The sequence below is a fragment of the Mycolicibacterium aurum genome (genome assembly GCF_900637195.1).
GTDB classification, from domain to species: Bacteria; Actinomycetota; Actinomycetes; order Mycobacteriales; family Mycobacteriaceae; genus Mycobacterium; species Mycobacterium aurum.
This window is the reverse complement of record NZ_LR134356.1, coordinates 977,719-990,238: the sequence shown is the minus strand read 5'-3', so window position 1 is coordinate 990,238 and position 12,520 is coordinate 977,719. Positions and strand designations below refer to the sequence as shown.

Annotated in this window: 11 protein-coding genes; 5 read left to right on the top strand and 6 right to left on the bottom strand. The window is 68.1% G+C overall.

Translation table 11 applies throughout. The features are described from left to right. Positions 1-12: 12 nt before the first annotated feature. Entirely contained in the window at positions 13-444 is a 432-nt protein-coding gene (locus EL337_RS04770; RefSeq protein ID WP_048634119.1) for a nitroreductase family deazaflavin-dependent oxidoreductase, read from the bottom strand. A 131-nt stretch (positions 445-575) separates the two neighbouring features. Between EL337_RS04770 and EL337_RS04765 the strand changes: the two genes are divergently transcribed. Beyond that, positions 576-1,589, top strand: a complete 1,014-nt coding sequence (locus EL337_RS04765; RefSeq protein ID WP_048634118.1) for an acetamidase/formamidase family protein — start codon at positions 576-578, stop codon at positions 1,587-1,589. A 60-nt stretch (positions 1,590-1,649) separates the two neighbouring features. Continuing rightward, a complete protein-coding gene (locus EL337_RS04760) occupies positions 1,650-2,411 on the top strand; it encodes an SDR family NAD(P)-dependent oxidoreductase (RefSeq protein ID WP_048634142.1) in 762 nt (253 codons plus the stop codon). A gap of 4 nt (positions 2,412-2,415) precedes the next feature. Here EL337_RS04760 and EL337_RS04755 read toward each other — a convergent pair whose 3' ends face one another. Beyond that, positions 2,416-3,015: a TetR/AcrR family transcriptional regulator C-terminal domain-containing protein gene (locus EL337_RS04755; RefSeq protein WP_048634117.1), complete on the bottom strand. Its 600-nt coding sequence runs from the start codon at positions 3,013-3,015 to the stop codon at positions 2,416-2,418. 73 nt (positions 3,016-3,088) lie between these two features. Between EL337_RS04755 and EL337_RS04750 the strand changes: the two genes are divergently transcribed. From EL337_RS04750 to EL337_RS04740, 3 genes are read left to right on the top strand one after another with little or no spacing between them, the layout of a single operon-like run. Continuing rightward, entirely contained in the window at positions 3,089-4,069 is a 981-nt protein-coding gene (locus EL337_RS04750) for a nitrilase-related carbon-nitrogen hydrolase (RefSeq protein WP_048634116.1), read from the top strand. After that, the gene (locus EL337_RS04745; RefSeq protein ID WP_048634115.1) at positions 4,066-5,709 is read left to right on the top strand and encodes an amidohydrolase; all 1,644 of its coding nucleotides are present in this window, start codon (positions 4,066-4,068) and stop codon (positions 5,707-5,709) included. The genes EL337_RS04750 and EL337_RS04745 overlap by 4 nt, the downstream gene beginning before the upstream one ends. Positions 5,710-5,711: 2 nt before the next feature. Beyond that, positions 5,712-7,070, top strand: coding sequence for an APC family permease (locus tag EL337_RS04740; protein ID WP_109860187.1), 1,359 nt, complete (start codon positions 5,712-5,714; stop codon positions 7,068-7,070). 57 nt (positions 7,071-7,127) lie between these two features. Here the strand turns inward: EL337_RS04740 and EL337_RS04735 are convergent, their stop codons facing one another. From EL337_RS04735 to EL337_RS04720, 4 genes are read right to left on the bottom strand one after another with little or no spacing between them, the layout of a single operon-like run. Next, on the bottom strand, positions 7,128-8,477 hold the full coding sequence (locus EL337_RS04735) for an aminotransferase class I/II-fold pyridoxal phosphate-dependent enzyme (RefSeq protein ID WP_048634113.1): 1,350 nt from the start codon (positions 8,475-8,477) through the stop codon (positions 7,128-7,130). Positions 8,478-8,505: 28 nt separating this feature from the next. Then, the gene (locus EL337_RS04730) at positions 8,506-9,849 is read right to left on the bottom strand and encodes an NtaA/DmoA family FMN-dependent monooxygenase (protein ID WP_048634112.1); all 1,344 of its coding nucleotides are present in this window, start codon (positions 9,847-9,849) and stop codon (positions 8,506-8,508) included. Next, a complete protein-coding gene (locus tag EL337_RS04725; RefSeq protein WP_048634111.1) occupies positions 9,833-10,828 on the bottom strand; it encodes an LLM class flavin-dependent oxidoreductase in 996 nt (331 codons plus the stop codon). Before EL337_RS04725 ends, EL337_RS04730 begins: the two co-directional genes overlap by 17 nt. Before the next feature lie 28 nt (positions 10,829-10,856). Then, entirely contained in the window at positions 10,857-12,518 is a 1,662-nt protein-coding gene (locus EL337_RS04720; protein ID WP_048634110.1) for an ABC transporter substrate-binding protein, read from the bottom strand. Positions 12,519-12,520: the final 2 nt, after the last annotated feature.

Here is a 12,520-nt window from a genome sequence, read left to right as displayed (position 1 = left end):
TGGTCACGTTCCCTAGGCCGGCACCAGCTCGAACACGGGGATGACGCGGTCGGTGCGCTTCTCGTACTCGGCGAAGCCCGGCGCCTGCTCGACGACGGCGGGATAGATCGCGTCCCGTTCGGCGCGCGGCAGCTCCCGAGCGGCGACGGGCCGAGGCGGGTCGGTGCCGATCTCCACGCTGGCCTCGGGGTGGGCGCGCAGGTTGAACGCCCACGCCGGATCGCTGTCGCGGCCTGCGGCCGAGCCCACGATGTAGATCCGCCCGTCGATCTCGAAGTACGCGGTCGGGGTCACGCGGGGCTGACCGCTCTTGGCTCCCGTCGAGGTCAGCAGCAGCAGCGGGAATCCCTCGAACTGGCCGCCGACCTTGCCGCCGTTGGCGCGGAACTCGTCGATGTTGCGCTGGTTGAAATCGCGTTCGCCGCTCAGGTCGTCCTCACCCATCCCGCCATCGTAGGTCGGCCCCCCCGCCGCGAAATATCATTCCGGGCTGTGGATCGGCCTCCGATCACGACCCGGAATGCTATTTCGCGGCGCACGCTGCAGTCGCGACGCGACCGGACGAGGATGGCCGCATGGACCACGTCACCTTCATCCCGACGCCCGAACAGTTCGCCTTCACCTTCGGCGGCGCGGAGCCGGTCATGCGGATCCGGCCGTCGACCGTGCTGACCCTGTGGACCGAGGACGCCTACGGCGGGCGGATCACCAGCGCCGCCGACGTCGCCACCTCCGCACTGGACACCGAGGACCTGAACCCGCAGACCGGGCCGTTCTGGATCGACGGCGCCGAACCCGGTGACACGCTGGCCGTCCACCTGGTCGACCTCACGCCGGCCCGCAGCTGGGGTGCCTCCACCCTGATCCCGTTCTTCGGCGGGCTGACGAGTGTGCCTGCCAGCCCCACGCTGCAGGACCCGCTTCCCGAGCGCACCTACATCTACGAATACGATTCTGCGGCAAAGACAGTGGCGTTTCGCGCGCAGGGCAGCGACTTCAGCCTGGCGTTGCCCGCCAATCCGATGCTGGGCACCATCGGCGTGGCCCCCAAGCGCCGCGAGGTGCGGACCTCCTTGGTGCCCGACGCGTTCGGCGGCAACATGGACACCCCGGAGATGGCGGCCGGTGCCACGTGCTTCCTGCGGGTCAACGTGCCCGGCGCGCTGTTCTCCCTCGGCGACGGGCACTACCGCCAGGGTGAGGGCGAGTCGTGCGGGACCGCTGTCGAGGGCGCGATGCACGTCACCGTGATCGTCGACCTGATCAAGGGCGGTGGCCCGACGTGGCCCCGCCTGGAAACCGACACCCATCTGATGTGCGTGGGTTCGGGGCGTCCGCTGGAGGAGGCATGGCGTGCCGGTCAGGTCGAGATGATCACCTGGCTGGGCGAGTTGTACGGCCTCGACCGGCTCGACGCCTATCAGCTGCTCACCCAGATCTCGCTGACTCCGATCGCCAACGTCGTGGACACCAACTACAGCGCGGTGACCAAGATCGACAAGCGGCTGCTGCCCGCCGCCCCGGCCTATGCGGGCATGCATGCGGAATTGCGTTCGGCAGCAAGATCTCTCGGCTCCATCTCGTACTGACTCACCACGTCGTGCCCCATCGGGTCGCGCATCGGCCGGATTCCGAGCAGGATGACGGCCATGGACCTTGGACTGACAGGTAAGCGCTTCGCCGTCACCGGCGGCACCCGTGGCATCGGCCGCGCCGTGGTGGAGGGACTTCTCGCCGAGGGCGCCGCGGTCGCCTACTGCGCGCGCACCGCCGAAGCGGTGACGCAGGCGCAGACGGAACTGACCGCCGGTGGCGCGGCCGCGCTCGGCACCGCCGTCGACGTGGGCGACGCCGACGCGGTGACCGCGTGGGTGGCCTCGGCTGCGGAATCGCTCGGCGGGCTCGACGGCGTGGTCGCCAACGTCAGTGCGCTGGCCATCCCCGAGACAGCAGAGAACTGGCGCACCACGTTCGAGGTCGACCTGCTGGGCACCGTCAGCCTGGTCGACGCCGCACTTCCGCATCTGCTCGCCGCGGGCAGCGGATCGATCGTGACGATCTCCAGCGTGTCGGGCCGTGAGATCGATTTCGCGGCAGGACCCTACGGCACCATGAAGGCCGCGATCACCCACTACACCCAGGGAGTCGCGTACAAATATGCGGCGCAAGGGGTTCGGGCGAACACCGTCAGCCCCGGCAACACCTACTTCCCCGGCGGGGTGTGGCCGTCGATCGAGGAGAACAACCCGGAACTGTTCGCCCAGGCGCTGGCGCTGAACCCGACGGGCCGGATGGCGACGCCGCAGGAGGTCGCCAACGCGGTGGTGTTCCTGTCCAGTTCCGCCGCCAGCTTCATCACCGGCACCAACCTCCTCGTCGACGGCGCGCTCACCCGCGGCGTCCAGCTCTAGCCCGTCACGGCTCCAGACCCCGCAGCAGTACCGCCAGCCCGTACTCGAAGGCGTCGTCGGCGCGCTGCGGTTTGGGCGCACCGGTCGCGAGTGCCGCCGCCAGCTCGGGGCCGACCTCGTCGCGGGTGCGCCACGGCTCGTCCGGCGCGGCCACGTCGAGCGCTGCGCCCAGCACGAAGCTGTCCACCAGCGTGATCGACCGCAGGGTGTCCGCCGGGCTGAAGCCCGCCCGGCGCAACGTCACGGCCAGCGCGTTGTACATCGTCAGGGCCTGCGGGCTGTTGACGGCGTACTCGGTGAGCAGCGGGATCAGCTGGGGGTAACGCGCGAAGCTGGACCGGTAGGAACGCGCGATGCCGGCCACGACGTCACGCCACGGCAGGTCCGGATCGTCGGCGGGAAGCTGCACCTCCGACATGGCGCGCTCGCGCAGCAACTCGACGATCGCGTCGCGCCCGGACACGTGGTTGTACAGCGACGACGGCTGCACCCGCAGCTTGCGCGCGACCCCCGGCATCGTGAATCCGCCTGTGCTGCGCACGAGGTCCAGGGCCGCCTGCGCGATCAGGTCGACCGACAGCAGTGGCTTCGACGGTCGGCCCATCCCCTGCTTCCCCTCTTGCGGTGCTGGGTGAGTCAGTTCACAATAAACGAACTTCATTCGTTTTAGGAGCTGGATGATCGTTCTCACGGCCCCCGCCGCGCCGCCACTGTCGCGCTCGACGGAGTCTGCGCGTCCGCCGTTGCGCGTCGGCGTGGTCCAGCACCGATGGCGCGCCGACGCCGCGGAGCTGGCGCAGGTCCTGCGGTCGGGGATCGACCAGGCCGCCGCCGCCGGGGCGACGGCCGTGTTCCTGCCCGAGATCACGCTGCTGCGGTACCCGGCTGATCAGCCGGGCGGCGACAATCCCGGCGCGCTCGCCGAGGATCTGACCGACGGTCCCACCTTCGCGCTCGCGGCCGAATCCGCCACCGCGAACGGCATCTTCGTGCACGCCTCGCTCTACCAACGCTCCCCCGGGCCCGACGGTCTCGGACTGAACACGGCGATATTGGTCTCTCCCGCAGGCGAATTGGTAGCCAAGACACACAAGCTGCACATTCCGATCTCGGCGGGTTACTACGAGGACACCTACTTCCGGCCCGGTCCCGCCGACGATCCCTACCCGGTGTATGCACCCGAGGGGCTCGACGCTCGCATCGGACTGCCGACCTGCTGGGACGAGTGGTTTCCCGAGGTGGCGCGTAGCTACTCCCTGGGCGGCGCCGAGATCGTGGTCTACCCGACCGCCATCGGCTCCGAGCCGGTGTTTCCCGACTTCGACACCCGCCCGCTGTGGCAGCAGGTCATCGTCGCCAACGGCATCTCCAGTGGCGTGTTCATGATCGTGCCCAACCGGGTCGGCGACGAGGGGGCCGTCACGTTCTACGGGTCGTCGTTCATCTCAGATCCCTACGGGCGCGTGCTGATCCAGGCGCCACGCGATGAGGAGGCGGTGCTGGTGGCCGATCTTGATCTCGACCAGCGACGGGACTGGCTGGAGCTGTTCCCGTTCCTGCTCACCCGCCGCCCTGACACCTACGGAGCGTTGACGAAACCCGTTGACACACAGGCACCGTACGGCACCGGCCACGGCGCCACGGCGGTGGTCAAATGAGCTCGACTCTGTTCACCGGCGGCGTGATCTGGACCGGCCGGGACGAGACGGACGCACTGCTCGTCGTCGACGGTGTGGTCGCCGCGATCGGCGACGACGCGCGCGGACACGACGCGACGACCGTGGACCTGGGCGGCGGCTTCCTGATGCCGTCGTTCGGCGACGGCCATGCCCATCCCCTGTACGGGGGGCTGGAGGCGGTCGGTCCCGCGGTGCGCGGGTGCGCGTCGGTGGACGAGATCGTGCTCGCCGTCAAGCGTTTCGCCGACGAGAACCCTGACGAGGAGTGGATCGTCGGGGCCTCCTACGACGGAAGCCTGGCCGAAGGCGGCCTGTTCGACGCCCGGTGGCTCGACGCCGCGGTGCCGGACCGGCCGGTGGTGCTGCGGGCGTGGGACTACCACACGGTGTGGTGCAACTCGGTGGCGCTGGAGCGGGCCGGGATCACCGCCGACACCCCGGACCCGGTGCTCGGCTCCATCCCGCACCGCGACGACGGCTCGGTGCTCGGCACGCTGCGCGAATGGGGCGCCGTCGACCTGGTGATGAACGTGATGCCACCCCGCGACGAGCAGCTGCGCATCGACGCCCTCGGCACCGCCGCCGACTACTACCTCGCCCGTGGCGTCACGTGGGTGCAGGACGCGTGGGTCGAGCCCGCCGACGTCGCCACCTACGTCGAGGCGGCCCGCCGCGACGCGCTGCGCATGCGGTTCAATCTGGCGCTGTACGCCGATCCGCGCCACTTCGACAGTCAGATCACGCAATTCGCCGAGCAACGCCGTCTCGTCGAGGACGCGGGCAACCCGCTGCTGACCGCGCGGACGGTGAAGTTCTTCGCCGACGGCGTCGTCGAGAACGAGACCGGGGCGCTGCTGGCGCCGTACTGTTCGGGCCTGCACAGCCATTCCGGAGGGCAGGAGCGAAGCGACTCGGGGGGCAACCTTGGCATGCGGAACTGGGAAGGTGACACCCTCGCCGAGGCAGCCCGCCAGGTCGACGAACTGGGTTTGCAGATCCACATCCACGCCATCGGTGACGCCGCGGTCCGCCAGGCCTTGGATGCGATCGAATACGTTGTGGCACAGAACGGCTCGCGCGACAGACGACCGGTCATCGCGCACTGCCAGCTCGTCGACGACGACGACCTGGCGCGCTTCGCCGCTCTCGGGGTCATCCCGAACATGCAGCCGCTGTGGGCTCAGCTGGACGCGCTGATGACTGTGCTCACCATCCCGCGGCTCGGCACCGACCGCGCCGACAAGCAGTACCCGATCAACACGCTGGACACCTCCGGCGCGCCGCTGGCCTTCGGCTCGGATTGGCCTGTCTCCTCGGGTGCACCGCTGGACGGGATCGCGGTCGCGACGTCGCGCCGCACCTCCGACGGCACCCCCGAGGGCGGATGGACCCCGCACGAGGTGCTGCCTCCCGAGCGCGCGCTGTCCTCCTACACGGCGGGCGTGGCGAATCAGGCCTTCGCCGAGGGCGTCTGGGGGGTGCTGGCACCCGGAGCCAGCGCCGACATGGTCTGGCTGCCACGTGATCCTCGCTCCACTCCACCCCTGGACCTGCCCGCGGTAGGCGTCCGGGCCACCTATCTGCGTGGTGAGCAGATGTACCTCGAATCGAAAGGCTGACCGTGACCTCTGAGAGCTCTCGATTCCTCGCAGACACCGACACGGGTCATCTCAAGCGGGCGTTGGGCCTGCCGTCGCTGGTGTTGTTCGGTCTGGTGTACATGGTGCCGCTGACGGTGTTCACCACTTACGGCATCGTCACCGAGACCTCCGGTGGCCGCCTTCCGTTGGCCTACATCGTCACGCTGATCGCGATGGTGTTCACCGCGCTGTCCTATGCCCGGATGGCCGCGGCGATCCCGGTGGCCGGGTCGGCCTACACCTACACGCAGCGCACGTTCGGGGCTCCGGCCGGCTTCCTGGCCGGGTGGTCGCTGATGCTGGACTACCTGTTCCTGCCGATGCTCAACTATCTCGTCATCGGCCTCTACCTCAATGCCGCGGTGCCCGCGCTGCCCGAATGGGTGATCATCCTGGTCACCATCGCGATCGTGACGGTGCTCAACATCGTCGGCATCGTGTCGGTGGCACGCGCCAACTTCCTGATCATCGCCATCCAGGCGATCTTCATCGCGGTCTTCGTCGTCCTCGCGGTGGTCAAGTTCTCCGGTTACGGCACCATCGATCTGCTGGCGCCGTTCACCGGCGACGGCAGCGCACCCGGCATGAGCCCGGTGCTCGCAGGCGCGGCCATCCTGTGCCTGTCCTTCCTCGGCTTCGACGCGGTGTCCACGCTGTCCGAGGAAGCCAAGGACGCCAGACGTACGGTGCCGCAGGCCATCATGATCGCCACCATCGTCTCTGGCATCATCTTCATCCTGCTGTCCTACGTCTCGCAGCTGGTCTTCCCGTCCAACGAGTTCGCCGACGTCGACTCCGGCTCACTCGACGTCATGGTCGCCGCCGGTGGCTCGTTCCTCAACATCTTCTTCACCGCCGCATATGTGGCGGGCGCGACCGGCTCGGCGCTCACATCGCAGGCCTCGGTGGCCCGCATCCTCTTCGCGATGGGCCGCGACGGTGTCCTGCCGCGCAAGCTGTTCGGGCACGTCTCGGTCAAGTACAGCACACCGGTGTACGCGATCCTCGTCGTCAGCGTGATTTCGCTCCTGGCCATCGTGATCGATCTGGCCACACTGGCGTCGCTGGTCAGTTTCGGTGCGCTGGTGGCATTCTCGGTGGTGAACCTGTCGGTGATCAAGCACTACTTCATCGACCTGAAGGACCGCAGCAACGTCGTGCTCAACCTGATCGCACCCGCTATCGGCTTCCTGCTGACGGTGTGGCTGTGGACCAGTCTGTCGGGCATGACCCTGGTGATCGGCCTGATCTGGCTGGCCGTCGGCTTCGTCTGGCTACTGGGTGTGACCCGCGGCTTCACCCGTCCCACCCCGGTGCTCGACCTCCAAGAAGCCCCATGATTTCGGCGTGCCGGGTTGCCGCTGGCGCCACCTGGCACGCCGAAGTCGCCATGAAGGTCAGTCGAAGTACTCGCGGTCGGCCGAGTTGACCGCGGCACAGACCGCCTCGGCGAGGCGATCGAGGTGGTCGGAGTCCTCGGGCAGCTGCAGGATCGAGAACCGCAGCAGACCTTCGGTAGTGGTGACGAACGACTTCGCTCCCGCCGCTGCGACGATCCCGTGCCTGGCGAGGTTGATGAGCGCCGACGTCTCGTCCGGCACCCGTACCCAGACGACGAAACCGTCCGGGCTGGCGGACGCACGCAGGCCCACCCGGGTGAACGCGCTCAGCACCGCCCGCCGCCGCAGGCCGTAGCGGCCACGGGCCCGGATCATCGCATCCTGGGTGTCCGGGTCGTCGATCAAATGTGCCAGCGCGTTCTGCAGCACTCGGCTGTTGGAGGCCATCCCGAAGCTACGCAGCCGTACGGTTCGGTCGATGAGCTCGGCACTACCCCCGAGCACGGCCGTGCGCAGGTCGATGCCGAAAGCTTTGCAGTAGCTGCGGATCCGCACGACGCGGTCGGGATGATGAGCACCCAGCGAGGCCGGCTCAGCGGATGCGAGTGGTCCGGCACTGTCGTCTTCGACCACCCACGTGTCGGGCCCCACCGCGTCGGCCAGTTCGCGGGCCCGTTCCGCGGTCAACGCACCGCTCATCGCGTACGCCCCGCTCGGCTGCAGTACCAGCGCGGTGACACCCCGGCGTACGGCGTCTGTCACCGAGGCGACGGTCGGTCCGCTGTGGTCGGCGCGTACGCCCACCGCCGTTATACCGAGTTGACGCAGGAGATCGAGATAACCAGGGCTGACGGGCTCCTCGACGCCGACGGACCCGCCGGATGCGGCCGCGGCGGTGGCGAGCGCGACCGCTTCGCTGCCTCCGCCGACGCAGTTCCAGGCCTGCGCGGCGAACGGCCAGCTGTGTTCCACACTGCGCCGCAACCGGTCGGTGATGTACGCCCGCGAGGGATTGTGCAGGTCGGCGGTGCCGGTCAGCGCGTCGGCGAGAGCCGCACCGAGGTCGGGCTGCAGCGCGGGATCGGGCGTCACCAAGGAGATCTCGATCTGGGGCCAGTCCACGTGACCGTTCGGCGACGCGGGCGCCGGGCGGTACGGATCCGCTACGACAGTGCCTCCGCGGCGACGGGTGTGCAGCCGCCCGGAGTCACGGACGCGGCTCCACGCCGTCATCACCGTTCCCGGACTGACCCCGGCGGCCCTGGCGAAATCCCGGATCGTGGGCAGGTGTGCACCCGGTGTCAACTCGCCACCGTCGATGAGTCGGGTCAGCCCATGCCCCAGGTCTTTCGACGAGGTGGCGCGAAGTCGCTGCGCGAGCCACGCGGCGTCGATGTGCTCGGTCACCGTCGCCCCCGATCGCGCAGGCTGCCCGTCATGAACTCAGTACGCCCGCAGACAACCGGTGCGGGGCAAGACCGTAGTGCTCACGCAGAGTGGTTCCTTCATAGTCGTGGTGGAACACCCCGCCGGCCTGCAGCAGCGGCACCACGTGATCGACGAAATCGGTAAGCACGCTCGGCGAGCTGGCGACGTGCAGGTTGAACCCGTCGGCGGCGCCCGCCAGGTACCACGCGGTGATCGTGTCGGCCACCTGTTCGGGTGTCCCGATCACCGACACGTGCTGTGTCCCGTTGTGCCGCAATGCCAGGACCTCACGGGCGGTGAGGTTGTCCCGTGCCGCCGCGTCGAGTAGCCGGTCGAGCTCGCTGGCCGCGGTCCGGCTGATCTCGGCCTTGGCGATGAGGTCGAATGGCAGCGGACGGTCGATGTGGAACTCCGACACCGGGATGCCGAGCTGCCGCGCGAAGAAGGACAGCCGCACCGCATCGGGTGTCGCCTCGGTGAGTTCCTGGTGACGTTGCCGCGCGGCGGTCTCAGTGTCCCCGATCACCACGAAGAATCCCGGCAGCACTTTCAGTGTGTGGGGGTCACGCCCGGCGTTGGCAGCTTTGCCCCGCAACAGGTTCCGGTAGACGACACCATCGTCGATCTCGGTCTGGTGGGTGTACACCGCGTCGGCAGTGCGGGCGGCCAGTGCGATACCCCGCTCCGAGGCGCCCGCCTGTACGAGCAGCGGACGTCCCTGAGGCGACGGCGGGACCAACGGTTCACCGGCCACTTGGATGCGCTCCCCCGCGAACGCCGCGGGTCGGATGGCACCGGGCCGTAGATAGTCACCGACGGTGCGGTCCCCGGCAATCGGATCGGGCTCCCACGCCTCCCACAGCGCGACCACGGCGTCGACGAACTCTTCCGCGCGTGCGTACCGCTCGTCCTTCGGATCCGCCTGCGCCCGCGAGAAATTGCGGGCCGGACGGTCCCCTGCGGTGACGACGTAGTTCCACGCGGCGCGGCCGTCACTCACCAGGTCCAGGGATGCGACCTGGCGAGCCAGGTTGAACGGGTCGTTGTAGGACGTCGACGCGGTGCCGATCAGTCCGACCCGGTCGGTGCGCGCGGCGATGGCGGTCAGTGCGATGAACGGCGTCAGCGCCCGCCACGGATGGTGCCAGTACGCGTCGTCCCATGCCGGGGTGTCGGCGAGGAACACTGCCTGGAACTTCCCCCGCTCCGCGATTTGCGCGGCCTCGACGTAATGGTGGTGGGACACGAACCACGACGGATCGCGGTCGTCGAGCCGCCACGATCCCTTGGCGGTACCGCCGGGAAGCAGGTTGAGGTTGAGGATCAACCCTGCGTCACGAGATTCGGGCATACTCGCGCCCTTCTTTGCGCACGGGCTCAAGCACTTCCGACACGGTCAACGCCAGGCTTGCCTTCCACTGCGCCAACGTCAGCTTGGCCGGCGCGACCTGCAACAGCACCTCGTCGACGTGGTCGAGTTCGGGATCGTGACGCAGCCGGTCGCGCACCAGCTCCGGGTCGCCGTACCAGGGCTCGCCGTTACCATGCTTGAGGTGCAGGTCGATCGCGTGCTGCCCGGCCAGCTCCCGGGCTTTCGCGACCGTCTCGGCGACTATCACGGTACGCGACGCGGCGATGCGCTGGTGCGGACCGGCATGGGACCGGAACGCATCGATCGCCTCGCTGTGGCGGGCCAGATTGCCCTCGAACGTCAGCGCCTTCGACGACCGCAACAGCAGGTTGTCCCCGACCCGGCCGATCTCCTCGGCGTGCGCCGGATCGCTGGCCACCCGCCACAGCCGCTGCCGCAAGTTTCCCGCGGGCGGATACAGCGTGCGGCCACCGCCGAGGTCGTCGCCGTTGAGTACCGATCGCAGCCGCGCCACCTTGTGCGCATACACCCGCAGCCGGTCATCCCAGTCGACACCGAACGGACCGAACGCCCAATCCTCAAGGCCGGAACCGAGACCCAGCTGCAGTCTGCCATTCGACAGCGCGTCGGCGATCACGGCGTCTTCGGCGACCCGGATCGGGTTCTCCAACGTGATGACGACGACGCCTGCGCCGAGCTTGATGCGACTCGTGCGCTGACTCGCCGCGGCCAGGAACACCAACGGTGAGGCGATGGTGCCCTTGTCCGACCGGAAGTGGTGCGAGGTGATCCACGCCGTCGACAACCCGAGTTCCTCGGCGTAGGAGATCAGGTCGAGACCGTCGTGGTACTGCCGGACCGGGTCTGCCTCGGTGTCATTGAGTCGGAAGAAGATCCCGAACTCGGGTACCGTGCGTTGAGACTGCGCTGGTGGCGAAGAATGCCGTGAATTCGGCACCCTGGTCGCAGTCTCAACGTCGGAGGGGTTAGGTGGCGGAGTCATCGCCGAGCCACGTGTCGTAGGCCCAGAAGTTCACCATGCCTCGCGGTGCGTCGAGCCAGCGCTCGATCTCGTTGACCCGGCTGGTGGCTGCCGCGTTGTAGCGCTCCGTGTACAGCGGCAGCGTCGTCACGTCGTCGATCAGTGCGAACTGGGCAACCTTGTCGTAGGCCGCCTTCCGGTCCTGCTCGTCGAGAGCGGTGCGGCCATCGGCCAGCCATCCGTCGACCTGTGGGTCCTCCAGCTTGGGCCCGTTGATCGCGCCGCCGGTCTCGTAGATCTTCTCCAGCACCACACCGATGTCAACACCGCCGACAGCGCGCGGGAATGCTTCGTAGGCGTTGGTCTCGCGGACCACGTCGACGGTGCCCTCGTCACGGAACTGCAGATCGACCTCGACGCCTGCGTTGGTGCGCAGCTCGGCCTGGTAGGCCTCAAGCACGGTGGACAGCGGCGGCTTGGGCTCGGTGGCGATCAACCGGATGACGAGACGCTGCCCGGCCGCATTGGTGCGGTAACCGTCGCTGTCACGTCCGGTCCAGCCGGCCTCGTCGAGAAGCTGGTTGGCCAGTTCGACGTTGCCGCCGTAGGCGTTCTCGAACTTGGGGTCGTAGTAGGGACTCTGCGGTCCGACGATGCCCCATGCCCGCTCCGAGCTGCCCTGCAGCACGGTGTCGATGATCGGGTTCAGGTCGACGGCTTCTCGCAGCGCACGACGCACCCGAACGTCCTTGGTGTTGTCGCCGGTGACGTTGAAGTACAGCGAGTACGGCGAGACGTTGGACGGTTTCCATTCGAACTGGAAGCCGTCGACGCCGTCGAACTGTGCGATGTCGGCGGGCGCGACCTGGGCGATCGCGTCGACCTCACGTGAACTCAGCAGACCTGCGCGCACATTCGGCTCCGGGACGATCTTGACAATGAGCTCGTCGAGATACGCGGGGCCCTCGTGCTTGGCCAGCGCCGACGGCCAGTTGTAGTCCTCGTTGCGCGTGAACCGGAGCTCGGCGCCCTCGACCACCTCGGTGAGGATGAACGGACCGGTGCCCGCGATGCCGACGCCACCGGCGGCGACATCGGGATTCTGCAGCGACTTCGGTGAGATCTGGCCGCCCTGCAGCGACGCAAGGGTATTCAGCCAGTTGGCGGTCGGCTCGGACAGCACGGTGCGCACGGTGTACTCGTCGACGACCTCGGTCGCCTTGAGCGTCTGGAAGGTGCTCTTCGCGGTCGACGGTGCGTATTCCTTGTCGGTGATGATCTTGTCGAAGTTTGCCTTGACCGCGGCCGCGTTGAACGGCTCACCGTCGGTGAACTTCACGCCCTGTCGGAGGGTGAATGTGTAGACCAGGCCGTCCGGGGAGCGGTCCCACTTCTCGGCCAGCCAGGGGTGGATCGACTCGTCGTAGTCGATCGACACGAGGCTGTCGTAGACGTTGCGCAGGACCTGCACCTCGGTGCAGCAGCCACGCACGTGGGGGTTCATCCCCTCTTCGGGGTAATCGGCCTGGGCGACGGTCAGTGCACCTCCCTTGACGGGTTCGCCACTGCCTGAACCGCTTCCGGAGTCGCTGCCGCATGCGGTCAGCATCAGGAGTGCAGCCACAGCGAGGGTCAACCACCGCAGGATGGGTCTGTTGAGGGTCATAT

What these genes read in the sequence shown, in the direction of transcription:
- EL337_RS04750 (WP_048634116.1), top strand. Translation starts at nt 3,089, where the DNA reads ATGATCGTTCTCACGGCCCCCGCCGCGCCGCCACTGTCGCGCTCGACG.
- EL337_RS04760 (WP_048634142.1), top strand. Translation starts at nt 1,650, where the DNA reads ATGGACCTTGGACTGACAGGTAAGCGCTTCGCCGTCACCGGCGGCACC.
- EL337_RS04755 (WP_048634117.1), bottom strand. Translation starts at nt 3,015, where the DNA reads ATGGGCCGACCGTCGAAGCCACTGCTGTCGGTCGACCTGATCGCGCAG.
- EL337_RS04745 (WP_048634115.1), top strand. Translation starts at nt 4,066, where the DNA reads ATGAGCTCGACTCTGTTCACCGGCGGCGTGATCTGGACCGGCCGGGAC.
- EL337_RS04730 (WP_048634112.1), bottom strand. Translation starts at nt 9,849, where the DNA reads ATGCCCGAATCTCGTGACGCAGGGTTGATCCTCAACCTCAACCTGCTT.
- EL337_RS04765 (WP_048634118.1), top strand. Translation starts at nt 576, where the DNA reads ATGGACCACGTCACCTTCATCCCGACGCCCGAACAGTTCGCCTTCACC.
- EL337_RS04770 (WP_048634119.1), bottom strand. Translation starts at nt 444, where the DNA reads ATGGGTGAGGACGACCTGAGCGGCGAACGCGATTTCAACCAGCGCAAC.
- EL337_RS04720 (WP_048634110.1), bottom strand. Translation starts at nt 12,518, where the DNA reads ATGACCCTCAACAGACCCATCCTGCGGTGGTTGACCCTCGCTGTGGCT.